Origin of the sequence: Acinetobacter sp. NIPH 542, from assembly GCF_000369825.1 — a bacterium.
Lineage (GTDB): Bacteria > Pseudomonadota > Gammaproteobacteria > Pseudomonadales > Moraxellaceae > Acinetobacter > Acinetobacter oleivorans.
Genome location: NZ_KB850206.1, coordinates 945,965 through 971,376, shown reverse-complemented (window position 1 = coordinate 971,376; position 25,412 = coordinate 945,965). Strand labels below are relative to the sequence as shown.

General features: G+C 38.5%; 27 protein-coding genes. 16 read left to right on the top strand and 11 right to left on the bottom strand.

Annotated elements, in window-relative coordinates:
* Positions 1–34: 34 nt before the first annotated feature.
* The 5 genes from F886_RS10085 to F886_RS10065 form a co-directional block, all read right to left on the bottom strand.
* Positions 35–778 carry an amino acid ABC transporter ATP-binding protein gene (locus tag F886_RS10085; protein ID WP_004792844.1) on the bottom strand — a complete coding sequence of 248 codons (744 nt, stop codon included), beginning with the start codon at positions 776–778 and terminating at the stop codon, positions 35–37.
* A gap of 13 nt (positions 779–791) precedes the next feature.
* Positions 792–1,469 (bottom strand): amino acid ABC transporter permease, encoded by a 678-nt coding sequence (locus F886_RS10080; RefSeq protein ID WP_005304545.1) that lies wholly within the window; start codon positions 1,467–1,469, stop codon positions 792–794.
* A 2-nt stretch (positions 1,470–1,471) separates the two neighbouring features.
* The gene (locus tag F886_RS10075; protein WP_005304542.1) at positions 1,472–2,314 is read right to left on the bottom strand and encodes an amino acid ABC transporter permease; all 843 of its coding nucleotides are present in this window, start codon (positions 2,312–2,314) and stop codon (positions 1,472–1,474) included.
* A gap of 92 nt (positions 2,315–2,406) precedes the next feature.
* Positions 2,407–3,300: an amino acid ABC transporter substrate-binding protein gene (locus tag F886_RS10070; protein WP_005304540.1), complete on the bottom strand. Its 894-nt coding sequence runs from the start codon at positions 3,298–3,300 to the stop codon at positions 2,407–2,409.
* 538 nt (positions 3,301–3,838) lie between these two features.
* Positions 3,839–4,603: a glutathione S-transferase family protein gene (locus F886_RS10065; protein ID WP_005304538.1), complete on the bottom strand. Its 765-nt coding sequence runs from the start codon at positions 4,601–4,603 to the stop codon at positions 3,839–3,841.
* Positions 4,604–5,018: 415 nt separating this feature from the next.
* Here F886_RS10065 and F886_RS10060 point away from each other — a divergent pair, with 415 nt between their 5' ends.
* The 8 genes from F886_RS10060 to ychF all read left to right on the top strand — a co-directional run bounded on the left by F886_RS10060 (position 5,019) and on the right by ychF (position 13,477).
* Positions 5,019–6,230, top strand: a complete 1,212-nt coding sequence (locus F886_RS10060) for an SfnB family sulfur acquisition oxidoreductase (protein ID WP_005304535.1) — start codon at positions 5,019–5,021, stop codon at positions 6,228–6,230.
* A gap of 12 nt (positions 6,231–6,242) precedes the next feature.
* Complete coding sequence (locus tag F886_RS10055) at positions 6,243–7,466, top strand: SfnB family sulfur acquisition oxidoreductase (RefSeq protein ID WP_005304533.1); 1,224 nt, start codon at positions 6,243–6,245, stop codon at positions 7,464–7,466.
* The gene (locus tag F886_RS10050; protein WP_005304530.1) at positions 7,466–8,878 is read left to right on the top strand and encodes an LLM class flavin-dependent oxidoreductase; all 1,413 of its coding nucleotides are present in this window, start codon (positions 7,466–7,468) and stop codon (positions 8,876–8,878) included. Before F886_RS10055 ends, F886_RS10050 begins: the two co-directional genes overlap by 1 nt.
* Positions 8,879–8,892: 14 nt before the next feature.
* On the top strand, positions 8,893–9,723 hold the full coding sequence (locus F886_RS10045; RefSeq protein ID WP_005304526.1) for a MetQ/NlpA family ABC transporter substrate-binding protein: 831 nt from the start codon (positions 8,893–8,895) through the stop codon (positions 9,721–9,723).
* A 13-nt stretch (positions 9,724–9,736) separates the two neighbouring features.
* Positions 9,737–10,570, top strand: a complete 834-nt coding sequence (locus F886_RS10040; RefSeq protein ID WP_005304524.1) for a MetQ/NlpA family ABC transporter substrate-binding protein — start codon at positions 9,737–9,739, stop codon at positions 10,568–10,570.
* A 5-nt stretch (positions 10,571–10,575) separates the two neighbouring features.
* The gene (locus F886_RS10035) at positions 10,576–11,652 is read left to right on the top strand and encodes a methionine ABC transporter ATP-binding protein (RefSeq protein WP_081402147.1); all 1,077 of its coding nucleotides are present in this window, start codon (positions 10,576–10,578) and stop codon (positions 11,650–11,652) included.
* A complete protein-coding gene (locus F886_RS10030; protein ID WP_005304519.1) occupies positions 11,633–12,292 on the top strand; it encodes a methionine ABC transporter permease in 660 nt (219 codons plus the stop codon). The genes F886_RS10035 and F886_RS10030 overlap by 20 nt, the downstream gene beginning before the upstream one ends.
* A gap of 93 nt (positions 12,293–12,385) precedes the next feature.
* Positions 12,386–13,477, top strand: a complete 1,092-nt coding sequence (gene ychF / locus F886_RS10025) for a redox-regulated ATPase YchF (protein ID WP_004642544.1) — start codon at positions 12,386–12,388, stop codon at positions 13,475–13,477.
* A 44-nt stretch (positions 13,478–13,521) separates the two neighbouring features.
* Here ychF and F886_RS10020 read toward each other — a convergent pair whose 3' ends face one another.
* Positions 13,522–14,043 carry an Mpo1 family 2-hydroxy fatty acid dioxygenase gene (locus tag F886_RS10020; protein WP_005304516.1) on the bottom strand — a complete coding sequence of 174 codons (522 nt, stop codon included), beginning with the start codon at positions 14,041–14,043 and terminating at the stop codon, positions 13,522–13,524.
* Positions 14,044–14,139: 96 nt separating this feature from the next.
* Between F886_RS10020 and F886_RS10015 the strand changes: the two genes are divergently transcribed.
* Both F886_RS10015 and F886_RS10010 read left to right on the top strand, forming a co-directional pair.
* A complete protein-coding gene (locus tag F886_RS10015; protein ID WP_005304513.1) occupies positions 14,140–14,844 on the top strand; it encodes a Crp/Fnr family transcriptional regulator in 705 nt (234 codons plus the stop codon).
* A gap of 171 nt (positions 14,845–15,015) precedes the next feature.
* The gene (locus tag F886_RS10010; protein ID WP_004792870.1) at positions 15,016–15,342 is read left to right on the top strand and encodes a hypothetical protein; all 327 of its coding nucleotides are present in this window, start codon (positions 15,016–15,018) and stop codon (positions 15,340–15,342) included.
* Positions 15,343–15,418: 76 nt separating this feature from the next.
* Here F886_RS10010 and F886_RS10005 read toward each other — a convergent pair whose 3' ends face one another.
* Positions 15,419–15,889 carry a hypothetical protein gene (locus F886_RS10005; RefSeq protein WP_174764953.1) on the bottom strand — a complete coding sequence of 157 codons (471 nt, stop codon included), beginning with the start codon at positions 15,887–15,889 and terminating at the stop codon, positions 15,419–15,421.
* Between the two features lie 121 nt (positions 15,890–16,010).
* Here F886_RS10005 and F886_RS10000 point away from each other — a divergent pair, with 121 nt between their 5' ends.
* The 6 genes from F886_RS10000 (at position 16,011) to dapC (ending at position 22,802) form a co-directional block, all read left to right on the top strand.
* Complete coding sequence (locus F886_RS10000) at positions 16,011–16,733, top strand: AzlC family ABC transporter permease (protein ID WP_081402146.1); 723 nt, start codon at positions 16,011–16,013, stop codon at positions 16,731–16,733.
* Position 16,734: 1 nt separating this feature from the next.
* Positions 16,735–17,076: an L-valine transporter subunit YgaH gene (gene ygaH, locus F886_RS09995; RefSeq protein WP_005304506.1), complete on the top strand. Its 342-nt coding sequence runs from the start codon at positions 16,735–16,737 to the stop codon at positions 17,074–17,076.
* A gap of 130 nt (positions 17,077–17,206) precedes the next feature.
* A complete protein-coding gene (locus F886_RS09990) occupies positions 17,207–17,596 on the top strand; it encodes a tautomerase family protein (protein WP_005304505.1) in 390 nt (129 codons plus the stop codon).
* 102 nt (positions 17,597–17,698) lie between these two features.
* The gene (purT, locus tag F886_RS09985) at positions 17,699–18,916 is read left to right on the top strand and encodes a formate-dependent phosphoribosylglycinamide formyltransferase (RefSeq protein WP_081402145.1); all 1,218 of its coding nucleotides are present in this window, start codon (positions 17,699–17,701) and stop codon (positions 18,914–18,916) included.
* A gap of 27 nt (positions 18,917–18,943) precedes the next feature.
* Complete coding sequence (gene glnD, locus F886_RS09980; RefSeq protein WP_005304499.1) at positions 18,944–21,607, top strand: [protein-PII] uridylyltransferase; 2,664 nt, start codon at positions 18,944–18,946, stop codon at positions 21,605–21,607.
* Between the two features lie 25 nt (positions 21,608–21,632).
* On the top strand, positions 21,633–22,802 hold the full coding sequence (gene dapC, locus F886_RS09975; RefSeq protein WP_034591306.1) for a succinyldiaminopimelate transaminase: 1,170 nt from the start codon (positions 21,633–21,635) through the stop codon (positions 22,800–22,802).
* A 58-nt stretch (positions 22,803–22,860) separates the two neighbouring features.
* On the opposite strand, the gene F886_RS09970 is transcribed toward dapC, so the two are convergent.
* The 4 genes from F886_RS09970 to msrB form a co-directional block, all read right to left on the bottom strand.
* Positions 22,861–23,493 carry a LysE family translocator gene (locus F886_RS09970; protein WP_005304494.1) on the bottom strand — a complete coding sequence of 211 codons (633 nt, stop codon included), beginning with the start codon at positions 23,491–23,493 and terminating at the stop codon, positions 22,861–22,863.
* A 64-nt stretch (positions 23,494–23,557) separates the two neighbouring features.
* On the bottom strand, positions 23,558–24,403 hold the full coding sequence (locus F886_RS09965) for an AraC family transcriptional regulator (protein WP_005304491.1): 846 nt from the start codon (positions 24,401–24,403) through the stop codon (positions 23,558–23,560).
* Positions 24,403–24,888, bottom strand: a complete 486-nt coding sequence (locus F886_RS09960) for a glutathione peroxidase (RefSeq protein ID WP_005304488.1) — start codon at positions 24,886–24,888, stop codon at positions 24,403–24,405. Before F886_RS09960 ends, F886_RS09965 begins: the two co-directional genes overlap by 1 nt.
* Positions 24,885–25,304, bottom strand: coding sequence for a peptide-methionine (R)-S-oxide reductase MsrB (gene msrB / locus F886_RS09955; RefSeq protein ID WP_004792889.1), 420 nt, complete (start codon positions 25,302–25,304; stop codon positions 24,885–24,887). Before msrB ends, F886_RS09960 begins: the two co-directional genes overlap by 4 nt.
* Between the last annotated feature and the right edge of the window lie 108 nt (positions 25,305–25,412).

Genomic DNA, 25,412 nt, shown 5'->3' with positions numbered 1-25,412 from the left:
AGCCTTTTAAAAGGCTCTTTTTTTATTAATGGTATTAATGCATGGCTTGAATTTTTTCTAAGAAAAGCTTCGCGCGCTCGTGGCGAGCATCTAAATTATCAAAGAATTCATGCGTTGGACAGTCTTCTAAAATCTTACCTTCATCCATAAAAATTAGACGGTTAGATACTCTTTTAGCAAAACCCATTTCATGTGTAACGCACATCATGGTCATGCCTTCATGTGCAAGTTGCACCATCACTTCAAGTACTTCCCCGACCATTTCTGGGTCAAGTGCAGAAGTTGGTTCATCAAACAACATACAGATTGGGTCCATGGACAAGCCACGAGCAATCGCTACACGTTGCTGCTGACCACCAGACAATTGGCCCGGAAACTTATCTTTGTGCGCAAGTAAACCTACACGCTCTAAATATTTCAGCCCTTTTTCACGAGCATCGGCAACTGAACGCTTTAACACTTTAACTTGAGCAATGGTTAGATTTTCTAAAACAGTCATGTGCGGGAAAAGTTCAAAATGCTGGAACACCATTCCCACTCGTGAACGGAATTTAGCAAGATCCGTTTTTGGATCTTTCAGAGAAACTCCATCAACAATAATATCGCCTTGTTGAAATGGTTCTAACGCATTTACTGTTTTAATGAGTGTTGATTTTCCTGAACCAGACGGTCCGCAAACAACAACGACATCACCTTTTTCAATACTCGTCGTGCAATCTGTTAAAACCTGAAAATCACCATACCATTTAGAGATATGTTGGATGTCTATCATTGGCATTTAAAATCTCCAATTAGCGAATGATGGCAATTTTTTGCTGTAAGCGTTTGACTAATTGCGACAGCACAAACGAACTACAGAAGTAAACTACAGCGACGATTAAATAGAATGTTGCTTTGGTTTCAGGACCATATGTATTAGCCAATGTATCTGCACGACCTAAAAAGTCTGGTGCACTAATCACATAAACTAATGAGATATCCTGAAATAAAATAATTGTTTGAGTTAACAATACTGGGAGCATGTTACGAAAGGCTTGAGGTAAAACCACGTAGCGCATTGATTGACCATAGGTAAAACCTAGCGCATAGCCTGCATTGACCTGACCTCTTGAAATAGACTGAATTCCGGAACGTACAATTTCCGAGAAAAATGCAGCTTCAAAAATAGCAAAAGTCACAACACTTGAAAACAATGGTCCCCAATACGTATCAGATTGAAACTCAAATATTTTCGGCAACAAAAAATAGAAAATAAAGATCACCTGAATCAGTGGAATACCACGAAACAGATCGACATAAAATTTTGCGAAATTACTTGCGATGGCATTGTTTGATAAACGCATCATTGCCAATGGGGTTCCGATTAGGATACCGCCCATCATTGCCAATACAGTCACGGTCAGGGTAAAAATGAAACCTTCTTTGAGTGCCGCGATCACGTCAGGGTTATGTAATAAAGAAAAATCCATAATTACTTCCCTCCTGAGCCTAAGCCAGGCACAGCCATTCGTTTCTCAATCCATGCCATGATAAATTTAATACTATAAGTAATAATTAAATAAACAGGTGTAGAGAGAATAAGAATAATGATGTCCTGAGAAGTTTCTTCCCGCATGGTTTTTGTATAAGCGAAGAAGTTCAAAACACTCAAAGCATATAGAACTGCCGAGTTCTTGAAAACGTTCATTGCTTCAGAAGTAATCGTTGGCCACACTGTACGATATGCAACAGGTAAAATAACATAACGATAGCTTTGTGCAGTGGTAAAACCCATTGCAGAAGCTGCAAACTTTTGTCCACGAGAAACAGTATTAATACCGGCACGTATGTGTTCAGATACACGTGCAGCAGTGTAAAGACCTAATGCAAAAACACCAATAACTGCAGGTTGCTGATTTAAAATATTTTTCCACCATCCACCTGCAACAACGTCCCCACTACCTGCACTTAAGCTGTCCGGTAAAAACTCCGGAAAAACAAATGCCCAGAAGAATAGCTGTACAATAAGTGGAATATTACGGAAGATTTCAACGTAACAATTGCCAATAAATGCGAGAGGTTTGTTAGGTAATGTACGAATTACCCCTAGGAGAGAACCTAATAAAAATGCGATAAGAAAGGCTATAACAGCTGTCCAAACCATAGTAAAGACGCCTGAACCTAACATTTGTAACCATGTGGGCGCTTCAGCATGAGCATTGTAGCTTGTACTACCAATTGCTCTACAGACTGATTCTGCCCATGCGGCTTTATCGACACCATATTCATTAGACTCCGCACAGAATATAGTCCAGTTTAGCGAGCCGACTGACATGTTTGCCCCTTAAATGAATATCTTTAGGAAAATAGACCGCTTAAGCAAGTGAGTCTCACTTGCTTAAGTAAATTTAGGACAAAAAGATCTTGTTAGATCCCTGCATCTGTTGGGTGAGCTTTTAGTTTTTTATAAGATGAACTTTGTGGCATGTTCAAATTTGTATTTTTTGGTGGAATTGGCGATAAGAACCACTTCTTATATAAAGCGTCCATTTGACCAGTTTTCCATAAATTATTTACAGTACGGTCTGCAATCGCTTTAAATTTTGGATCATCTTTAGCAAGCATAATACCGTAAGGTTCAGATGAAAGTACTGGCCCTACAATTGCAAATGCCTTAGGTGTAGAAGACTTGGCAACCAAACCAGCTAAAATATTATCATCCATTACAAATGCGGCAGCACGGCCAGATGCCATCATGGCAAAAGAGTCTGCATGATCTTTACCATAAATATTTTGGACATTAATTGACTGACCCTTTTCATTCATCTTAATGTATTTATCAGATGTTGTGCCTTGAGTTGTTACAACCGCCTTGCCGTTTAAATCTGCCAAACTCTTAATGCCAGAGTTGGCTTTAACTGCCATACGTACTTCTGTTGCATAATAGTTAGTTGAGAAACCCACTTGTTCTTGCCGTTGCTTAGAGTTTGTGGTCGTACCACATTCCATATCGATATTGCCTGCTAAAAGTTCAGGAATACGTGTTGATGAAGTTACTGCCTTGTATTCAACTTTTAGCCCAGGCATTTTCAATTCTTTTTTAATGTCATTTGCAAACTGGTTACAGATATCGACTGCATAACCTACTGGTTTACCTGCAACAACATATGAAATTGGGTCAGAAGATTCTCGGTGGCCAATAACGATTTTTCCGCTGCTTTTAATTTTAGCTAATGTATCTGCTGCCTGAATTTGAGAAGTAGCACCAACCGTACAAAGCATAAATGTTGAAATAATGAGAGAGGTTGCAGAACGTTTCATAAGAACTCCTTGATGATCATTCTCTCTATTTATCTATAGAATCATTCATATAGAGCAATAGAGTGATTTATTATTAAATTGCAATTATCGCGCCAACTTTTCCAAGTAGGACACATCCATTTGCTTCACTTATTTTATTCAGTCTGTTTTGCAGAGTTAATACCTTTAAAACTGCTAACATGTTTCTACTTTAATCTATGTTTTAATCTTCTGTCTATTATTAAGCTCATCTATTTACACTTAAATGTGGCAATTATTGATTACAATGTAAACACATGCACAATAAAGTGGCTTAACTTCAGCTAAAAACTGTTTTTAGAAAAATTGGATTTTGCAAAAAATTATAAAAATTAAAATTATTAAGTATTTAGAATAAGTTTGAATAATGAGCTAAATAAAGAAGTTGCAGGAGTAAAATAATATATGCAAATGGTTTAATAAAAATCATTTAGAAAATTGATAGTAATATTTAAGTTAATGACTGAACTTAGAAATATTACAAAAAAGCCCTGAGAAAAATCAGGGCTTTTTATAAAGTTTAAATTCCTCGCCAATCTACGCGTGCGTTTCTTTCGGTTTGATATATTCTTAAAACATATTGGCCTAGAGGTAAATCAAGCAAATATTTTTGATAGTTGCTCCATTCCTCAGAAACTTCTTCTGCTTCTTCACGCTCCCATGGCGTACCCTTCACCTCTAACAATGGTGCAAGCATTGAACACACAGAAATATCAGCAAGACTTAAGCGATCACCCACCATGTAGCGCGCTTGATTTTCTATGAGATAGAGGTTTAATTCATTTATGAGTTTGTCCATTTGCTCTTTGGACTGACCCACCAACTCCTCTTCAAGTTTATAGTTCTTCTTTACGAGTGTTTTGAGAAAAGGTTTCGATATTTTTTCAAACTGACGTAAATAGCCTTGTTCACCCATCATAATTTCTAAAGCATGGTCTCCTTGCGCCAACGTATGAGCTAGAGCCCAACGGCGTACATGTATACCAAGCTCATCAGCTAAACTATCAATTTTAAGAGTTTGTTGTCTAAGTTGCTCATCACGACGCAAAAGCGCGTGTTCTGGGTAGGTATCATCCAGATAAAGTGCAATCTTGGTTGATTCAGCAATCCATTGATGGTCATCTTTCAAAATTGGCAATAAATTTTGGCCTGTTTTGAGTTGTGCAAAAGCACGATGAAACCCTGGAATTAAGTTATGAGCCACATAATCAAGTTCTTTATGGTCTAACAACCAGCGAGCTTTTTCACAATAATGGGACAAAGGAAACTGATACAAAACCCGCATAAAATCTCCACGTTTATTTTTATTTGACTATTTGTACAAAAATGGTCGATGGTAAGTAGATACTTTAGAAGCTATTTTTATTTAAAACAATGGATATTGTGCTCATTTTTTTCTGACAGTTAGGTCTATTTTTTTATATCTTTTTTTATATCTTTTTTTATATCTTTTTTTATATCTTTTTTTATATCTTTTTTTACCGTACTTATTGCTCTTTTTCATATTAAAACTATTTCTATTATCAATTTTTCGCATAAAAAAGATAATTTATTGATTTATAAATACTTTTAATATCTGTATTTCTCCATTAAAAATCAAAAAAAATGCTTTGCACTTTATTTCATAAGCTGAGCATAAGTCCTCGTTTAGTGGAAAAATATTTCTTTTGTAAGGTAATGACAGCAATAAAGGTGTCATTATGTCTAATTCTCTATCTAAAACGACGGCATACGTCCAAATCATTCAAAATGATCAACAAGCCATTAATGCTGCTTATCAAGTGGCTGATTATGCTTTAGAGGGTCGTAATACACGTGATCAACAACGCTTATTACCGCATGAGCAAATCGAAAGCTTTAGCCAAAAAGGCTTAGGCGGAATTCGAATTTCGAAAAAATATGGCGGAGCTTTTGTTTCCAATAAAACACTAGCTCAAGTTTTCCGTATTTTAAGTAAAGGTGATGCGAACGTTGGTCAGATTCCACAAAATCAGATTAGCCTTTTAAACCTGATCGAAATTATGGGCACAGAACAACAAAAACAATTTATCTTTTCAGAAATATTGGCAGGCAAACGTCTTGCTAACGGTGGACCAGAACGTAATACACATGACTCAAAAACTTTAAAAACTACACTTACCATTGAAAACGGCAAATATATTTTAAACGGCGAAAAGTTTTATTCCACAGGTACAAGTTTTGCGCATTGGCTCGCAATTAAAGCGGTTCATCCTGAAGGTCATGTAGTTTTAGTCATTGTGAATCGAGAAGCTCAAGGTATTGAAGTCATTAATGACTGGAATGGATTTGGTCAGCGTACTACAGCGAGTGGTACAGTTAAATTAAATCACGTTGAAGTTAATCCAGAACTCATTTTTGATGAACGCCTATTAACTAAAGCCCCTACTTATCGTGGTGCTTATTCTCAGTTATTACAAGTTGCCATTGATGTGGGGATTGCAGAAGCCGCTTTTGACGATACTTTATCGACTATTCATAAAGCACGTCCAATTATTGATGCAAATGTTGAAAAAGCCAGCTTTGAACATTACACCCTGCAAGAAGTAGGTAAGTTAAATATTTTGCTCGATGCTGCAATTTTACTGCTTGATGAAGCTGCTGAATATTTAGATGAACTTGACCAACTTCAAACTGTGACTGATGAACAAGTAGCTAAAGCTTCAATTTTGGTCGCAGAAGCAAAAGTCTATGCCAATGATGCTGCTCTACAAATCTCTGAAAAATTGCTGGAACTAGGCGGCAGCCGTTCAAGCTTAAGCCAACACAATTTAGATCAACATTGGCGAAATGCCCGTGTACATACCTTACACGACCCTGTTCGTTGGAAATTACATGCCATTGGCAATTATTACCTTAATGGTCATTTCCCTGCCCGCCATGCCTGGATTTAAGGAGAAATTGTCATGACTTCATATCAATCGGTTCAAACAAAACAAACCTCGGCATCTGGCCAAGCGCACATTATTCAAAATGATGCTGAAGCATTAGAAATTGCCAAACAATTTGCTGAGCAATTTAAAAAAACCGCAGTTGAGCGAGACTCTAAGCGAATTTTACCGTATACCGAAATTGATGCTTTGAGCCAATCTGGTCTTTGGGCAATTACAGTACCTAAGCAATATGGCGGTGCCGAAGTTTCAAGCCATACAGTTGCTAAAGTGATTGCGCTTTTAAGCGGTGCAGATGGTTCAATCGGACAAATTCCACAAAACCATTTTTACGCTTTAGAAGTATTGCGCAATACGGGCACAGAAGCCCAAAAGCAACGTTTATATAGCGAAGTGTTAAATGGTACTCGATTTGGTAATGCCCTTGCCGAGTTTAAAACCAAAACTTCAACTCATAAACAAACCAATATCCGTCCTCACGAAAATGGATATCTCATTCAAGGTGAAAAATTTTACTGCACAGGAAGTTTATTTGCTCACCGTATTCCAACCTTAGTTTTAGATGATGCAGGTCGAGAGTATTTAGCCTTTGTAAAAAGTGGTTCACAAGGATTAAAACTTGTTGATGACTGGTCTGGCTTTGGGCAGAAAACCACAGGCAGCGGAACGGTTAAATTCGATCAGGTTTTTGTCGATGCAGATGATGTTATTCCTTTTGATACTGCATTTTTACAACCAACCTTAGTGGGCCCTTTTGCCCAAATTATGCATGCATCAATTGAGGTAGGCATTGCACGTGGAGCCTTTGAAGAAAGCTTGCAAAGAGTGCATCAAGCCCGTCCATGGATTGATTCAAATGTAGAAACTGCAAACCAAGATCCTTTAACGATTTATGAGCTAGGACGCATTGCTGTCGATGTACGAGCAAGTGAAGTGTTATTAAAACAAGCTGCTCAATCAATTGATGCCGCAAAAATTGAAACCACACCTGAAAGCATTGCCAAAGCTTCAATTGATGTGGCCAAAGTGCGTGCTCATAGTAGCGATATCGCACTCAAAGCATCTTCTAAGCTGATTGAACTTGCAGGAAGCCGTGGTAGTCAGTCGCAAGATGGACTAGATCGTTTTTGGCGAAATGCACGCGTACATACCTTACATGATGCTGCACGATGGAAATATTACTTTATTGGGAACTATGTTCTTAACGGTGTTCTACCACCTCGTCGGGGGACATTGTAATGACAGACTTTAAGGCGAAAGAAATTTTATTAAATGCTTTTGATATGAACTGTGTTGGGCATATTAATCATGGTTTATGGACACATCCACGTGATGAATCATACCGCTTTAATGAACTGAGCTATTGGACAGAACAAGCCAAAACTCTAGAAAGTGGTTTATTTGATGGTTTGTTTATTGCAGATATTACAGGTGTGTATGACGTCTATCAAAACGGTATTGATCTGACTTTAAAAGAGTCCATTCAACTCCCGAGCCATGATCCATCTACACTCATTTCTGCTATGGCAGCAGTCACTCAAAACTTAAGTTTTGGGGTCACTGTGAACTTAAGCTATGAGCATCCGTATCAATTTGCACGCCGCTTTGCGAGTCTCGACCATTTAACTCAAGGTCGTATTGGCTGGAATATCGTGACAGGTTATCTAGATAGTGCGGAACGGTTGATTGGTCAAAAAGGTTTAAAAGACCACGATGCTCGCTATGAACAAGCCGAAGAATTTTTAGAGCTCTGCTATAAATATTGGGAAGGTTCATGGGAAAACGACGCCGTTAAAAAAGATAAAGTACAGCGTGTTTTTACAGATCCATCTAAAGTTCACACCATTCACCACCACGGGAAATATTACCAAAGTGAAGGTGTGTTTCAGGTGTCTCCTTCTGTGCAACGCACCCCGACACTGTTTCAAGCAGGTGCTTCACCCAAAGGTATGCAGTTTGCTACTCGTCATGCTGAGTGTGTATTTATTGGCGGCGACAAACCCGAAAAAATACACGAACAAGTAAAAAAGATTCGTGCTCTTGCCGAACAGCAAGGCCGTTCAGCGGATGACGTTAAAGTCTTTGTCGGTATAACCGTTGTTGTTGCCGAAACACATGATCTGGCTGTACAGAAACTTAATGAATATCGTCAGTATGCAAGTCCTGAAGCTGGCCTCGCGCATTATGCGAGTTCAACTGGTATCGACTTAAGTAAATTTGCCGACGATGAAGCGATTCCTTACCAAAAAAGTAACAGTATTGTTTCGATTACCGAAAAATTCAAAGAGCAACAAATCACGAAAAATGACTTAAAAGCTCAGCATGTTTTAGGTGGTCGTTATCCCCTCATCGTGGGTAGTGGCGAAGAAGTTGCTGAATACTTAATTCATCTTTTAGATGAAACAGATATTGATGGCTTTAATTTGACACGTACAGTTGCACCTGAGTCTCACCACGACTTTATTCGCTTGGTTATTCCTGAGCTACAACAACGTGGTCGCTATAAAACTGCATATAAAACGGGTTCACTACGGAACAAAATCTTTAATCGGGGTGATCAATTACCAAAACAACACCCTGTTCAAGCGTTCCGATGTAGTCCCTATAACAACAGCAAAAACCTAACAACAATTGAAGAAATAACCGCTTAAATTTGGAGATAGACATGGCTCAAACAGCCTCTAAAAAATGGCTAGGCGTAGGCTTAGTCGTTGTAGTCCTTTTTGTTGCTTTATTCTTTTGGAATAAACACCGTCAAAGTGGCTCAAATGAACTTGTGATTGGTATTAGTCCACCATTTGCAAAAACTTTACAAGCTGCTGCCGATGAAGCAAAGCAACAAGGTTTAAATGTGAAACTGGTTGAGTTTTCTGACTGGAACACACCAAACATTACCTTAAATCATGGGGATATTGATGCGAACTTTTTCCAGCACCAACCGTTCTTAGACAATGCAATTAAAGAAACTGGCTTTAAATTAAAGGCATTTGCAGTAGGTGCAGCATCACATGTGGGACTTTATTCAAAGAAATATAAAAGCCTTGATGAATTGCCACAAAACGCACGTGTAGTCATTCCAAATGATCCAGTGAATCAAGGTCGTGCCCTACTACTTTTACAGCAAGCTAAATTAATTACGCTTAAAGACTCAAACAACCATTTATCTGCACTTAAAGATGTTGTTTCAAACCCTAAAAATTTGCAATTCATCGAAGTTGAAGGCCCCCAAACTGCTCGTGCAATTGATGATGTTGACTTGGCTTTTGGCTATCCACACTACTTGCGCTTAGCAAAAACAGCTGACCCTGATAGTGCTCTTTTACTTGATGACAATACCAATAAACGTTATGCAATTTTGTTTGTAGTACGTGACGACTATCAGGACAAGGGCGACAAATTGAAGAAATTTGTTGAGATCTATCAAAACTCGCCAAAAGTTAAAGCTGTGTTAGATGCTGAGATTGGGCCAAAACTTTGGTTCCCTGGCTGGAAGTAATAACGGAAAGATTATGGCGATTCAGTTCAAACAGCATAAGCCTTGGTTACTCGGAATTACGATAATTATCGTAGTTCTGGGCCTCGTCGGTTACCGTTATATTAAAAATAAACAAGCCGATGATGTTTTAACGATTGGCATTAGTCCACCGTATGCTGAGTTATTACAAAGTGTTGCCAATGAAGTAGAAAAACAAGGCGTTCATGTCAAACTCGTTGAATTTTCTGACTGGCGAGCACCAAATGTTGCCGTACAAAACGGTGATATTGATGCAAACTTTTTCCAGCAAAGCGTATTTCTACGTAATGCTGTAAAAGAAACGGGTTATGACTTACATGCATTTGCCGTGGGCTCAGGAAGTCATGTGGGTTTATATTCAAAAAAATATAAATCACTTAAAGACTTACCTTCAAATGCACGTGTTGCTATTCCAAACGATCCCGTCAATTTAGCTCGCGCTTTAATTTTATTGCACCGTGCAGGTTTAATTCAGCTTAAAGACATTAATAATGAACTTTCAACCACTCAAGACATTATTACTAATCCTAAACAGCTGAGCTTTATTGAAGTTGAAGGTCCTCAAACCGCACATGCATATAACGATGTCGATTTAATTTTCGGCTTCCCTCACTACTTAAAAATGGCAAAGGTAACCGACCCACATAGCGCATTATTTTTAGATCCAATCGATAAAAAATATGCAATTTTGTTTGTGACTCGACGCGATTACCAAGATAAAAACCAAAAACTTGCAACCTTTGTTAAAGCATTCCAGAACTCAAAACAAGCACAAGATATTCTGGATAAAGACTTTGGCCAAGGTATGTGGTTTCAAGGCTGGAAATAAGGAGAATGACGATGGTGAGTTTTGGATCACAAGTTGATTTTTCTCTACCCCATATCAAAATTCGTGGTTTAAATAAGTTTTACCAATCGCAGGGTCAAAAACTGCATGCTTTAAAAGAGATTAACCTTGATATTCCTCAAGGTAAGATTTTAGGCATTATTGGTAAAAGTGGTGCAGGAAAATCTTCCCTACTCCGCACGTTAAATGGCTTAGAACAAGTAAATACAGGTAGTATTCATATTCATCAACAAAACATTGCTGAATTGAGTCATGCCGAGCTTATTCAAACTCGCCAACGCATTGGAATGATTTTTCAACATTTCAATTTGATGTCTGCAAAAACGGTCTGGGAAAATGTGGCATTGCCCTTAAAAGTTTCCAATTACAACAAAGCAGATATCGATCAACGTGTAAATGAAGTTCTAGCACTAGTAGGCCTTGCAGATAAGTCTGGTCATTATCCATCACAACTTTCAGGCGGACAAAAGCAACGTGTCGGTATTGCACGTGCACTTGTTCACCACCCAGAAATTTTACTGTGTGATGAAGCAACCTCAGCACTTGACCCAGAAAGTACCGCCACTATTTTGGCTTTACTTAAAAAGATTAATCAGGAGCTGGGTCTTACTATTGTATTAATTACTCACGAAATGCAGGTCATTAGAGAAATTTGTGATCAGGTCGTTGTGATTGACCAAGGTGAAATTGTAGAGGCTGGGCAAGTTTGGTCCGTATTTTCACGACCAGAGCAACAAATTACTCAGGAACTGTTGAACCTTGAGCAGATCACTCTGCCTTTTAAAATTACTCCACTCCCCGATGAAGATTCGACTCATATTATTGTAAAACTGAAATATGAGGCTGAAGCGCATCAGGTTCCGGATATACAAGAGCTACTTGCTAGATTTAAAGCACCCGTCAATTTATATCAAAGTCAGGTCGATACCATTCAAGGGCACATTATTGGTTCTCTTTTAGTCGGTATTCCCAACGTAGAAATTGATCTTTCATCTATACGACAAGACGCATCAACTGCAATTGCACAATTTGAGGTACTTGGCTATGCACGACCAGCTCATTGATTTATTAATTTCTGGAACCGTAGATACCTTACTCATGGTAGGTGCATCTGCATTTATTGCTTTTTTAATTGGCTTACCGATTGCTGTTGTTTTAGTCAGCACTTCTGAGCACGGCATTCATCCGTCACAAAAAATTAATCAGGCTTTAGGTTGGGTTATCAACATTACTCGTTCTGTACCCTTTCTAATTTTAATGGTTGCGCTTATTCCGCTTACTCGCTGGATTGTGGGTACAAGTTATGGCGTTTGGGCAGCTGTTGTTCCCTTAACGATTGCTGCCATTCCCTTCTTTGCTCGTATTGCAGAAGTCAGCTTACGCGAAGTCGATCAAGGTTTAATTGAAGCTGCACAAGCCATGGGTTGTAACCGTAAACAAATTATTTGGCATGTGCTTTTACCAGAGGCTTTGCCGGGTATTGTGGCAGGCTTTACCGTGACTATTGTGACTATGATTAACTCCTCTGCGATTGCTGGTGCTATTGGTGCAGGTGGTCTAGGAGACATCGCATATAGATATGGTTATCAACGTTTTGATATGCAAATTATGTTGGCTGTCATTTTTGTGCTGATTGTTTTAGTCATGTTAGTACAAGCAACTGGCGATGCATTAGCCCAGCAACTTGATAAACGTAAAGTTTAAAAGCAATACAACCCCGCTCTAGCCATGACTTTGTCATGGCTTTCATGTAAAATCAGCGACAATTTTTAATTTACACATTTGTGAGTGGTTTTCATGGGTTTTAATTGCGGTATTGTTGGTCTGCCAAACGTAGGGAAATCTACCCTTTTCAATGCATTAACGAAAGCAGCAATTGCAGCGGAAAACTTCCCTTTCTGTACCATTGAACCAAACACAGGTATTGTTCCTGTACCAGATCCACGTCTAGACAAACTTGCTGCGATTGTTAAACCGCAACGTATTTTGCCAACTACAATGGAATTTGTAGATATTGCAGGTCTTGTTGCTGGTGCATCAAAAGGTGAAGGCTTAGGTAACCAATTCCTTGCTAACATTCGTGAAACTGATGCAATTGCTCACGTGGTACGTTGTTTCGAAGATGAAAACGTGATTCACGTAAATGGTAAAATTGATCCGTTAGATGACATCGCAACCATCAATACTGAACTTGCACTTGCAGACCTTGAAACTGTTGCTAAAGCAATTTTACGCTTAACTAAAGTTGCTAAAGGTGGTGACAAAGAAGCTGTTGCAACTAAAGCAGTTTTAGAAAAAATCCAACCATTACTAGACGAAGGTAAACCAGCACGCGCTGCTGATTTGTCTGATGACGAACGTAAATTAGTTCGTGGTTTTGGTTTAATGACTTTAAAACCAACGATGTATATTGCCAACGTTGCTGAAGACGGTTTTGAAAATAACCCGCATTTAGATGCAGTTAAAAAACTTGCTGCTGAAGAAAACGCAATTGTTGTTCCTCTTTGCAACCAAATCGAAGCTGAAATTTCATTATTAGAAGATGAAGATCGTGCTGAGTTCCTAGAAGCAATGGGCATGGAAGAACCAGGCTTAAATGTGGTTATTCGTGCAGGTTATGCACTTTTAGGTTTACAGACTTATTTCACTGCTGGTGTACAAGAAGTACGTGCATGGACAGTAAAAGTTGGTGCAACCGCTCCTCAAGCAGCTGGTGTTATTCACACTGACTTCGAAAAAGGCTTTATCCGTGCTGAAGTTGTTGCATATGATGACTTCGTACAATACAACGGTGAAAACGGCGCTAAAGAAGCTGGTAAATGGCGTTTAGAAGGTAAAACTTACGTTGTTCAAGATGGCGATGTAATGCACTTCCGTTTTAACGTTTAAGTTAAAGCTAAAAAAAGCCCCAACATATTGGGGCTTTTTTATTATTAATGACTAAGATCCATCGTCTCTCGTTTACTGCGCGCCTCTTTCAAAATTCGCTCATGCAATGGTTTTCTAAAACCCAGCATAAATATAAATTCTGCCAATACAAATAACGGCCCTATCGCAAGTCCAATCACGTCATCAACAAAAGCTGGTTTTTTCTTTTCGAAATAATGCCCAACAAACTGAAAGACCCACCCCACCACAAAGAAGCCAATACTTGCTGCTAACCATTCTCCCCAAGATAATTGGGCAATTTGGCTCGCCAGTGGATAGACAGCGACTAAAAGAATCAGCATGAGTAAACCAAATACTTTATCTAAAATAAAATAATAAATCGTACTAGCTGCAATCAACACCATGGCTAAAGTAAGTTTAAAACTGCCAATATCGACTCCAGCTCTCGCAGTTAAACATAAAATTGAAAACACGATGAGTGGAATACCAATAAAATGCGTCAAAATATTTTTATGATTTAAGTGGTAAGCCGCATATTTGCTAAGCTGTTGCTCCAGATTCGACATGAGTTGTTCCCTATTCATCTACATATAGTCATACTGTACAAATAAGGAAAACTTAAAGTTGTCAGCTATTTGACAAAGTAATGATTTTTTTCATGGATGGCCCTAATATTGGACCTTATTTATATTAACCGACTAAAAGAAAATACATGGTTTAGTGTGCTTCCAGAAGCATTCCAAAACTTTATTCTAGAACATGGTAAGCAAAGAACTTTTGAAAAAAATAGTTATGTTTTCCGTGCCCAAGATGTGTTTGATGGCATTTATACCGTGCTTGAAGGCTCAATTAGCTTAGGTTATGTCGACGTAAATGGTAATGAAGCAATTTCTGCAATTGCTGAACCAATTATGTGGTTTGGTGAAATATCCCTCATTGACCATGAACCGCGCTCGCACGATGCGATTGCTTTGAAAAAAAGTACGGTTCTACATATTCCTGCGAAGCCTTTAAATGAGCTACTCAAAGAAAATCCCTATTACTGGTACTATTTTGCTCGTTTAACCAGTCAAAAACTTAGGTATGTTTTCTTAGAGCAGATTGCGATACAAACACGCAGTATTTCTCAAAGGCTTGCTCAGCGTCTTCTATTTATTTTAGAGGGTTATGGTAATCATATTCTTATTCAAGATCATCACATCCATATTTCTCAGGAACAATTGGCAAATATGCTGACCACATCCAGACAGACGATCAACCATGAGCTGAGTCTGCTCGAAAAACAGAAAATCATTAAAATTGCTTTTAGAAAAATTGAGATTCTAGATATTGAGAAATTGAAAGTAGTTGCTCAAGTCCATTCCTAGTCTTTGCACAACCAGCTATATGACAAAAACTTAAAAACAAATTAAAAAAATAGATAACGCTGCAAAACAACACATTGTTCAAACTCTATTTCACAAAATAAATGTTTTAAAGCAGATATTTTCATTTTACACTCAAGCTGAGCAATAATACTCAACAAGGCGCTGATTAACATGAAAAAATTATCAACAATTCTTACAGCTGGCGTATTGGCTATGTTAAGTGTTTCGGCATTTGCATGTCCAAAAGGAACTCAATTACAAGGTGGTACAGGGCCAAATCATAAAGGCGGAAAATGTGTTGCTGCACACGGCAAAGCAACTGCTAAAAAAGAAGCAGTAAAAGCAAAACAAGATGTTAAAAAAGATATGACTGAACAAAAGCATGAAGCAATGATGAAATCTACGCATGCTCAACATGAATCACAGCAAATGACTCATCAAATGAAACAAGATGCAGTGAAAACAGCAAACACAGCTAAAGCTGCGACAAAGCCGTAATTAACATTCACTCATTATCGTTTTAAAAGCAAAAAAGCGAGATTGATCATCTCGCTTTTTTATATTAATAAGTTTTTTATTTTGGCGAAGTATTTCCAAGATTTGGCGTATCGATCGCATCCTTACATTGCGCTTTATCTCGCTCATAATCTGCTTGTTTCTTAGCAACTGAATCATTATTTTCAAGCGTTTCACGAGCCCACACATCTAAACTTGTCAGGGCTTTACGACAAAGGGCATATTTCCCTTCTGTCACCGAATCAGTCATTTTCACATTAATGCGCCAGTCCGTACTCAATTGACGTAAAGGTTTACGAACGTTGTCATCGATTTGGCTCAACTGCTTTTCATAAACCAAATGCTCAACCGTATTAATCAATGTCCATGCTTTTTGAGCATAAACAGTTGCGTCATTGGTCAGTTTAGGTGCTGGCTTAATTTCTACTTTTTTTTCTGCCTCATGATTACCATTGTCACAGCCCTGCAATGTAAAAATACCTGCACTCAACATGGCGATATAAACTAAACGAATCTTTGCATTGAACATAGCAAACTGCCGATTAAACATTTCGGCACTATGCTATTAAATTCGGCTACAATACTCAATCTTTCAAGTATTTTTATCATTTGGTTTATTGCCAAGGTGTATTGTGTCCGAACAACAATTGATGCCTGCCCAAACAGCAACTTTTTGGCAAGGTGCCAAAGATAGCCAAGCTATCGTACTCACCTATTTACCTGTTTCTTTTGCCTTTGGCGTTTCTGCATCTCAGTTTGGCTTTACACCATGGGAAGCTTTTTTTCTATCTTGTTCAATGTATGCCGGAGCCAGCCAGTTCTTAGTTGTCGCACTTTTAGCCAGTGGTTCTTCTATCTGGTTAACTGCATTAACAGTCATTGCACTTGATATTCGCCATGTACTTTATGGACCAGCTTTATATAACCTGATTCCAAATAAATTAAATCTTAAAAAAACGGCGGTATGGGCTTGGGGCTTAACCGATGAAGTTTTTGCAAGTGGAATGATCCAACTTTCACAGCGTAGACAACAATGGTCCGAGTCTTGGATGTTAGGCTTGAGTCTATTTAGTTGGATGGCTTGGGCAACTGGCTCATTGTTAGGCGGATTATTTGCAGATCAAGTGTCTCATCTGCCAAAGTTTCTACAAGCAGCCTTAGACTTCTTATTGCCTGCTTTATTCTTAAGTTTTTTATTAGCAGCATTTGAGCGAAAGCATAGCCTTGTAGTTGCTGTATCTTTGGTTGTTTCAGCGTTGTCCTGCTATTGGATTAACCTATCTGCGGCCATTTTTATTGGTATTCTTTCAGGTATTTTAGCCGGCTTGTTTAAACATTATGTGCTGAAACAACAAGAAGAGGTCGAAGTTTAAAATGAATCTAGAGATTATTCTGGTTGGTATCATTGTTGGTATTGCCAATTTTGCCTCACGTTTTGGACCATTCTTTGTTATACAAAAGCTACAAGGTACACAGCAAAGACGTGGTTCAGTCTGGCTAAAAATTGCGTTGGGAAGCATTGGTATATCTGCAATTAGCGCCATGCTTGTTGTGGCCACTCTTCCGCCACTTCTTGAGAATCCAGATAAAAGCTTAGCCATGCTTATCGGCTTTTTAGTGCTAGCAGGTCTTTATTTTAAATTTAAGAAAATTGTTCCGGCAACGTTAACTGCCGCAATTGTTTATGGTCTGATCTATACTTATTTACCTTTATAAATAGATAAACTGACCTTCCTTATATAAAATAAAACCTAGCCAGAAGCCTTTAAGATTGAAACTTCTGGCGTAAAAATCTAATTTTTGAATTGATTAAAAAGATAATCTTACCTACTAAATAGAGATAAAAATGTCACAAGTTAAAATTTACGCAAATGAACAAACGATTATGCAGTATCGAGAATTACTTTCTCATGCAATACATCAAGCGCTCATTGAAGAATTGAAATATCCTATCGAGAAAAGATTTCAGCGTTTTATCAGTCTTAAGCCTGGAAATTTTATCTATCCTTCCGACCGCAGCCAACACTACATTATTATCGAACTCTCAATGTTTGCAGGACGTAGCGCGGCTACTAAGAAACAACTCATTCAAACTTTATTTCGCAATATTGAACAACAATGCAAAATAGCTCCGCAAGATATTGAAATTACGATTTTTGAAACCCCTAAAGAAAATTGGGGTATTCGCGGCAAAAATGCAGATGAGTTACTTTTAAACTATCAAGTTAATATCTAAAAAGTCACATCTTAATTGTCCGACAAAATTAATTTTTTTATGTGTGATAAAGCTTAACTCCCTCATAAGTTCTGCTATGCTTAAAAAAATAATTTTGTCAGGATGATTCGCATGAGCGTGACACTCGGTACCCCCCTTCAATCTTCTGCATTTAAAGTTTTATTGTTAGGTTCAGGAGAGCTTGGCAAAGAAGTTGTAATTTCTTTACAACGCCTTGGTGTTGAAGTACATGCAGCCGACCGTTATGATCATGCGCCAGCCATGCAAGTTGCACATTTTTCTTATGTGTTAAATATGGCTAATCCAACTGAGTTAAAACAGCTCATTGAGAAAATTAAACCGAATTTAATTGTTCCAGAAATTGAAGCCATCGCTACAGAAGTTTTGCTTGAAATTGAAGCGAGTCAAACTGCAACTGTTATTCCTTCCGCTAAAGCTGTAAACCTGACCATGAACCGTGAAGGCATTCGTCGTCTTGCGGCTGAAGAACTTGGTTTACCGACCTCTGCTTATCGCTTTGCTGACTCACTAGAAAGCTTCCGCGCTGCTTCTGATGATATTGGTTATCCAAATTTTGTAAAACCAGTAATGTCATCTTCAGGTAAAGGTCAGTCTCGTGTAAAAAGTTTCGATGAAGTCGATGCTGCCTGGGAATATGCGATGCAAGGTGGTCGTGTTAATCAAGGTACAGTCATTATTGAATCTCAAATTGACTTTGATTTTGAAATTACATTACTTACCGTTCGTGCTAAAAACCCTGAAACTGGTGAAATTGAAACTCACTACTGCGATCCAATTGGTCACCGTCAAGATGCTGGTGATTATGTAGAAAGCTGGCAGCCTCAACCAATGACTGTGGCTGCACTTGAAGAAGCAAAACGTATTGCAAATAAAGTGACAACAGCACTGGGTGGTTGTGGTATTTTTGGTGTAGAACTTTTTATTAAAGGCGACAAGGTCTGGTTTAGTGAAGTTTCGCCTCGCCCACATGATACTGGTCTAGTTACTCTAGCATCACAATTTCAAAGCGAATTTGAACTGCATGCTCGTGCAATTTTAGGATTGCCAGTAAATACAGCTCGCCATAGTGTTGCTGCTAGTGCAGTTATTTATGCTGGGGTCGATGCAAACAATTTAAGCTACAGCGGCTTAAATACAGCATTAGCTAACCCAAATACCGACTTACGCCTGTTTGGTAAACCAGAAGGTTTCAAACGACGTCGTATGGGTGTAGCAACTGCTCGTGCAGAAAATACTGATCTTGCTCGTACTTTAGCGAAAGAAACCGCTGATCAAGTAAGCGTAAAAACCAACTCTTAATATTTACTTTTTGGTAGACCCATTTTCATGATCAATACATCGCCATTGCTGAACTACGTTACAAGCCATCATGATATTAAAGCCATTAATCAATGGCGAACGGATGTAGAAAAGCAATTGCAGGATTCATATGAAAATGGGCAATCTATTCGGGAAGTCATTAAAGCACGCTCAGACCTCGTTGACGAAGCACTGATCTTTTTATGGAAACATGCTGAACTTGACCAAACAGGACTAGGTCTTTTTGCTGTGGGTGGTTATGGGCGCCGTGAAATGTTGCCCTATTCCGACGTTGATATCATGATTTTATCGGAACATGAAATTAACGAAGAAAATGAAAAACGCATTTCTACATTTATTTCCTCTTTGTGGGATGTTGGCAATTTTAAACCCGGTATTAGCGTTCGCACCATTCAAAGTTGTGTTGAACAAGCTGCTACCGATTTAACTGTTGCAACTACACTCATCGAAGCTCGTTTAATTACCGGTAATAGTCAACTTGCAAAATGGCCACGTCGTATTGTTTCGCAAACGTGGACAGACAAAACATTTTTTGATGCAAAAATGGCTGAACAAGCTAAGCGTTACCACCAACACAACAATACTGAAAGCAACTTAGAACCCGACATTAAAAATGCGCCTGGCGGCATTCGTGATATTAACCAGATTGGTTGGATTGCTAAGCGTCATTTTCGCGTAAACCGCATCTATGACTTAGTTCATTTAGGCTTTATTTCAGAATTCGAATTAAACGTTTTAGAAGAAGCTGAGAGTTTTCTTTGGGAAATTCGTCACCATTTACATCGCTTAGCGAAGCGTGATGAAAACCGTCTTCTGTTCGATCATCAAAGAGAAATTGCGGCTCAATTTGGTTACGCCCGTCAAGAAGGTCAGCCTGTAAACTACGGTGTCGAGCAGTTCATGAAACGCTACTATCGTACTGCTCAACAGGTTTCAACACTCAATGAAATGTTGTTAGCCTATTTTAGCGAATCAGTTATTACTCCGCGTTTACCAAATTACGAACGTAAAATTGAAGTCGTTAATGACCACTTTAAGATTGTCGACAATAAACTTGCCGTACAGCACCACAAGATCTTCGCAGAACATCCAAGTGCTATTTTAGAACTATTCTATATTTTGGCTAATCGACCAGATATTGAAGGTATTCGCGCTCGTACTTTACGCTTACTTATTCTTGCTGCAAAACGTATTAACCAAAATTTTCGAGATAATCCTGAGCATCAAGCCCTATTTATGTCGATTATTCGCTCACCATATCGTCTATACGACACTTTGGTCGCGATGAAACGATATGGTGTTTTAGGAAACTATATTCCTGCCTTTGGTCAGATTATGGGTCTTATGCAATATGACCTATTCCATATCTATACAGTCGATGCACACACATTATTATTACTGCGCAATTTAAACCGTTTTAAAGAACCAGAATTTGCTAAAGAGTTCCCTGTTGTAAGCTCTGTTTTCCAGCGTCTTGCACGTCAAGATATTGTATTTATTGCTGCGTTATTTCATGACATTGCCAAAGGCCGCGGTGGAGACCATAGTGAACTTGGTGCAGAAGATGCGATCGAGTTTGGACGTGCACACGGCTTTACAGAGCGTGAATGTAAATTAATTGCATGGCTCATTCACAACCATTTGCTTATGTCGCTAACTGCTCAGAAAAAGGATATTTCCGATCCAGATGTTGTTAAAGATTTCGCTGAAAAACTTGGCGATATGGAACATCTTGATTATCTATATACTTTAACAGTTGCAGATATTAATGCGACAAATCCAAAACTGTGGAACACATGGCGTGCCTCGCTTATGCGTCAACTTTATACGCATGCTCGTGATGTCATTCGTACAGGTTTAAGCCGTCCTGTTGACTATCAAATGCTGATTGAAGACACCAAATTTGCAGCAAGTGAATTACTGGTAAATAATTTCTCGTTGGCAGACGTTGAAAAAGTATGGCAAGAACTGGGCGATGAATACTTCATTAAAGAATCGGCAGATGAAATTGCATGGCACACTCAAGCAATTTTGAAACACGGCGATAATCCAGAACCATTAGTTCTGTTACGTGCTCATCGTAAAGCTGCTCAAGATGCCGTGCAAATCTTTATATATACGCGTGACCAACCGAACCTTTTTGCAACGACTGTGGCAGTTTTGGACCGTATGAACTTAGACGTTCAGGATGCAAAAATTATCACAGCAAGTACCGCATTTAGCTTAGACACCTATGTTGTGCTCGATCGCTTTGGTACATTGCTAACCGATCCTGAACGCGAAGAAACAGTTAAAACTGCATTAGTTAAGGCGCTTAGTCAGCCAGACCAATACCCAGGACTTATGCAACGTCGTATTCCACGTCAGCTACGTCATTTCGATATTGAAAATACAGTTGACGTAACATTGAATGAAGCGTTACAGCAAAACATGGTTGAAATTTCAACACTCGATCACCCCGGCCTACTTGCACGTGTAGGTGGCTTATTTATGATGCAAGGTTTAGACATCCATTCAGCTAGAATTGCAACTTTAGGTGAACGTGCAGAAGATATTTTCTTTGTCACGAAAAAAGATGGAAAACCGTTAAATAACGAAGAGGTTAAACTCTTCTCGGAAAAGCTTAAAGCTGCATTAGATGAAGCATCTAATCAAATTTGTCAGCACTGAAACTCAACTACTTGGTAACTGTTTAATGAACTCTAGCTTGTCGTTATTGCACCCATATCCATTTGAAAAGTTAAACCAGCTTTTTAAGGATACTACTCCTGCTAACCTTCCCTTGATTCCTCTATCAATTGGTGAACCAAAGCACCCAGCACCAGAGTTTGTTAAACAGGCAATTATTGACAACTTCAATCACCTCTCAACTTATCCAAACAGCAAAGGCTTACCTGAGCTTCGCCAAAGTATTGCAGACTGGCTCACTAAGCGCTTTAAACTTAATAGCATTAGTGCTGAAAACCACATTTTGCCAGTGTCTGGTACGCGTGAAGGGATTTTCTCATTTGTTCAGGCGCTCATTAACCGTGAAGACGCACCGTATGTGGTAATGCCGAATCCGTTTTATCAAATTTACGAAGGCGCAGCTCTACTTGCGGGCGCAAAACCTTATTTCATCAATTGCACCGAAGAAAATGGTTACTTAGGTGATTTTGATGCTGTACCCGCAGAAGTCTGGGAAAAAACTGCCCTTCTTTTTGTATGTACGCCGGGTAACCCAACTGGCACTGTGCTTTCTAAAGAACAATTCAAAAAGTTAATTGCCTTATCTGATCAATATAATTTTGTTATTGCTTCTGACGAATGCTATTCAGAACTTTGGTTTGATCAAGCACCTACAGGTTTATTAGAAGTATGTGCAGAACTTGGTCGTGATGACTATAAAAACTGTGTTGTATTTCATTCGCTGTCTAAACGTTCAAACTTACCGGGTCTACGCTCAGGTTTTGTAGCGGGTGATGCAAAATTATTAAAACCATATTTGCAGTACCGTACCTATCATGGTGCAGCAATGCCTGTTCAACATCAACTTGCATCAATTGCAGCATGGAATGATGAAAACCATGTTGAAGAAAACCGTAAGCAATATCGTGCAAAGTTTGATTTATTCCAAAATGAACTAGGTCACTTATTACCTCTACAAAAGCCAGATGCGGGTTTTTATTATTGGTTAAAAGTCGATAACGATGAAACTTTTGCCAAGATGTTGATGGAAAAAGCCCATATTAAAGTTTTACCAGGTCGTTATTTATCTCGTGACACAGATCAAGGTAACCCTGGGGAAAATCATGTACGTATGGCTTTAGTTGCCGATTTAGCGCAATGCGAAGAAGTAGTTAAGCGTTTGAAAGCAATTCTTTAAGCATAGATAAGTTGTATAGCCTTCATAATTATTTAGCATGAAGGCTATACAACCGACATTAACTATAAGCAATGAGTAAGATTGCAAAACATATAAAAGCCAGACTAGAACAATAATACAAGCCTATCGCTGAACGTTTAATCTGTTCTAGAACTCGATTTTGAAGCAATAGCCGAACCAACAGTAAGTTCCAACCAAGTACGACTCCAGTCATCCACGTACTCATCAGTAATTTTTGAACTAAACTAAATTGATGCTGAATAAGCAGCATCAAACTACTATAAAACATAATATTTTTGGGATTAAGCAGACTAGATTGTATTCCCAACATTAAGCTCTTAACTTTATCCTGCTGTTGATACTCTTGATCAATCAAATCATTTTTTTCATTAGCAAAAGTTAAGTTGCCAGACCGAGCAGCCTTAAAACAAAGATAACTCAAATAAACCAAATACCCAGCCCCAAGCCACTTGAGTACTAAAAGAATGGTCGTACTCAAATTTCCAAGTAACATAAATCCGAACATACACGCCATCAAAATTAAGGCATTACCAAACGTAATTCCTGCAATGACGCCGTAGGTGTAACGCGAACCCTTTTGCAAAAGACTGGTGAGAATAAGAAAAAAATCAGGTCCCGGAGATAACAAAGCTAAAAAGTGAGTAAAGGCGATAACTAAAAAAACTTCCATAAAGATTTCATCTGTAAAACAATATGGAATAGCTTAAAAATAGAGAAAAATAATTTATTGTAAATTATTGCGCGGCTGCGAGTTGAAACTGACGAGGAGTGATTCCTGTATGCGCTTTGAAAGCTTTATGAAAATGGCTCTGATCACTAAAGCCCAAATTTACTGCCAACTCCACAAGCGAAATCCCTTGTTTTAATTGAGTTCTGGCTTGATTAATCTTTAAATTAATTTGAAATGCATGGGGTGTTAAACCAACATTAGCTTTAAATAGACGAATAATTGCATATCGACTAAGACCTACCTGCTGTGCAAGCTCTTCTAAAGAAATAAATCGTTCGGATGATTTAATAATATGAATTAAGGCCAAGAAGTCCTCATACAAATATTGAGTTTTCTGTATTTCTTCTAATATAAAATGAGGTAGTAACAACTCAGTAAGGCAATAGATAAGCGACTGTTCTTTTTCAAGAATCAATTTTTCAGAATCAAATAAAGTTTTATTCATACCAGAAAAAGCCTGATATAAAGACTCATCTTTAATAATGAGAGGTTTATGCTGGGGTAAATTTAAATCAAAGCCCTCTTTTTGAAACTCAGCGTACCATTGATTAAGCCAAGATATATCCAGATGCAACATCTGGTAACTCCAAGCCTGATCAGGTAATGGATTACAAGAATGTTCTATGTGGGCAGGTACAATGACTAACGTACCAGCAGAAATCTTTTGTGCTGTACCAAATGAACTTTGAAAAACGCTATTCCCTTCATCTATAGCTCCAATAGAAAATGTTGGATGACTATGAGACTTATAACATGTTCGACTAAAACAAGATCTTCTGGCTTCAACATAAGGCATTCGCCCATCTTGCCAAAACTCAAATGCTTGAGGAATAGCGTTCATTGAATTCATTAACTTGCTAATGCTTTTTCAATATCAGCTTCTAATGCTTCTGGTTTAGTCGTAGGTGCATAGCGATTAAGCACTGCGCCATCTTTCCCTACCAAAAATTTAGTAAAGTTCCATTTAATCGTGCTGCTTCCTAAAATGCCTTTAGCTTCACGTGTCAAATATCTAAAAATCACGTGGGCTTCTGGTCCTTTTACATCTACTTTCGCAAACATCGGGAATTTAACCCCATAGTTGCGCTGGCAGAACGTACCGATTTCTTTATTGCTACCCGGATCTTGCCCACCAAACTGGTTGCAGGGAAACCCTAAAACTTCCAAGCCTTGATCTTTATATTTCTCATAAAGCTTTTCAAGGCCAGCAAATTGTGGTGTAAAACCACATTTACTTGCAGTATTTACAATTAGTAAAACTTTACCTTTGTAATCAGCTAATTGCTTAACTTCACCCTCTAACAGTTCAGCTTCAAACTGATAAATATTACTCATGGATAGGTTTCCTCATCATTTTTTTCTTGTGATTTAAGTTGTAATGATGCCGAGTTTACACAATAGCGCAAACCAGTCGGCTGTGGTCCATCTTCAAAAACATGCCCTAAATGGGCTTCGCAATCATGACAAACTATTTCTGTTCTGACCATACCATGCGATAAATCGTCATGTTCTTCAATTGCAGTGGGCTCAATCGGTTTAAAAAAGCTAGGCCAACCACAACCACTGTCATATTTAGTATCTGATGAGAACAATTCTGCACCACAGCAACGGCAGACATAGGTGCCATGTTGCTTAGTATTCCAGTATTGCCCCGTAAATGCAGGTTCAGTGCCCTTTTGTCGTGTGATCCGATACTCTTCTGGTGATAACTCTCTTTGCCATTCCCGGTCTGTTTTATTGACTTTTCCCATGACATGCACCTTTATTCTGATGAAACATTTCTGATGATTGAGTTTTATATTTACGCCATTCCTCGCAAAAACACTAGTCTCTGAACGTAAAATTTGTTGGAATTTAAT

Bases quoted from the DNA above. Each gene is read 5' to 3' on its own strand.
- F886_RS10085 (WP_004792844.1), bottom strand. From the start codon at position 778: ATGCCAATGATAGACATCCAACATATCTCTAAATGGTATGGTGATTTT.
- F886_RS10080 (WP_005304545.1), bottom strand. From the start codon at position 1,469: ATGGATTTTTCTTTATTACATAACCCTGACGTGATCGCGGCACTCAAA.
- F886_RS10075 (WP_005304542.1), bottom strand. From the start codon at position 2,314: ATGTCAGTCGGCTCGCTAAACTGGACTATATTCTGTGCGGAGTCTAAT.
- F886_RS10070 (WP_005304540.1), bottom strand. From the start codon at position 3,300: ATGAAACGTTCTGCAACCTCTCTCATTATTTCAACATTTATGCTTTGT.
- F886_RS10065 (WP_005304538.1), bottom strand. From the start codon at position 4,603: ATGCGGGTTTTGTATCAGTTTCCTTTGTCCCATTATTGTGAAAAAGCT.
- F886_RS10060 (WP_005304535.1), top strand. From the start codon at position 5,019: ATGTCTAATTCTCTATCTAAAACGACGGCATACGTCCAAATCATTCAA.
- F886_RS10055 (WP_005304533.1), top strand. From the start codon at position 6,243: ATGACTTCATATCAATCGGTTCAAACAAAACAAACCTCGGCATCTGGC.
- F886_RS10050 (WP_005304530.1), top strand. From the start codon at position 7,466: ATGACAGACTTTAAGGCGAAAGAAATTTTATTAAATGCTTTTGATATG.
- F886_RS10045 (WP_005304526.1), top strand. From the start codon at position 8,893: ATGGCTCAAACAGCCTCTAAAAAATGGCTAGGCGTAGGCTTAGTCGTT.
- F886_RS10040 (WP_005304524.1), top strand. From the start codon at position 9,737: ATGGCGATTCAGTTCAAACAGCATAAGCCTTGGTTACTCGGAATTACG.
- F886_RS10035 (WP_081402147.1), top strand. From the start codon at position 10,576: ATGACGATGGTGAGTTTTGGATCACAAGTTGATTTTTCTCTACCCCAT.
- F886_RS10030 (WP_005304519.1), top strand. From the start codon at position 11,633: ATGCACGACCAGCTCATTGATTTATTAATTTCTGGAACCGTAGATACC.
- ychF (WP_004642544.1), top strand. From the start codon at position 12,386: ATGGGTTTTAATTGCGGTATTGTTGGTCTGCCAAACGTAGGGAAATCT.
- F886_RS10020 (WP_005304516.1), bottom strand. From the start codon at position 14,043: ATGTCGAATCTGGAGCAACAGCTTAGCAAATATGCGGCTTACCACTTA.
- F886_RS10015 (WP_005304513.1), top strand. From the start codon at position 14,140: ATGGCCCTAATATTGGACCTTATTTATATTAACCGACTAAAAGAAAAT.
- F886_RS10010 (WP_004792870.1), top strand. From the start codon at position 15,016: ATGAAAAAATTATCAACAATTCTTACAGCTGGCGTATTGGCTATGTTA.
- F886_RS10005 (WP_174764953.1), bottom strand. From the start codon at position 15,889: ATGTTCAATGCAAAGATTCGTTTAGTTTATATCGCCATGTTGAGTGCA.
- F886_RS10000 (WP_081402146.1), top strand. From the start codon at position 16,011: ATGCCTGCCCAAACAGCAACTTTTTGGCAAGGTGCCAAAGATAGCCAA.
- ygaH (WP_005304506.1), top strand. From the start codon at position 16,735: ATGAATCTAGAGATTATTCTGGTTGGTATCATTGTTGGTATTGCCAAT.
- F886_RS09990 (WP_005304505.1), top strand. From the start codon at position 17,207: ATGTCACAAGTTAAAATTTACGCAAATGAACAAACGATTATGCAGTAT.
- purT (WP_081402145.1), top strand. From the start codon at position 17,699: ATGATTCGCATGAGCGTGACACTCGGTACCCCCCTTCAATCTTCTGCA.
- glnD (WP_005304499.1), top strand. From the start codon at position 18,944: ATGATCAATACATCGCCATTGCTGAACTACGTTACAAGCCATCATGAT.
- dapC (WP_034591306.1), top strand. From the start codon at position 21,633: ATGAACTCTAGCTTGTCGTTATTGCACCCATATCCATTTGAAAAGTTA.
- F886_RS09970 (WP_005304494.1), bottom strand. From the start codon at position 23,493: ATGGAAGTTTTTTTAGTTATCGCCTTTACTCACTTTTTAGCTTTGTTA.
- F886_RS09965 (WP_005304491.1), bottom strand. From the start codon at position 24,403: ATGAATTCAATGAACGCTATTCCTCAAGCATTTGAGTTTTGGCAAGAT.
- F886_RS09960 (WP_005304488.1), bottom strand. From the start codon at position 24,888: ATGAGTAATATTTATCAGTTTGAAGCTGAACTGTTAGAGGGTGAAGTT.
- msrB (WP_004792889.1), bottom strand. From the start codon at position 25,304: ATGGGAAAAGTCAATAAAACAGACCGGGAATGGCAAAGAGAGTTATCA.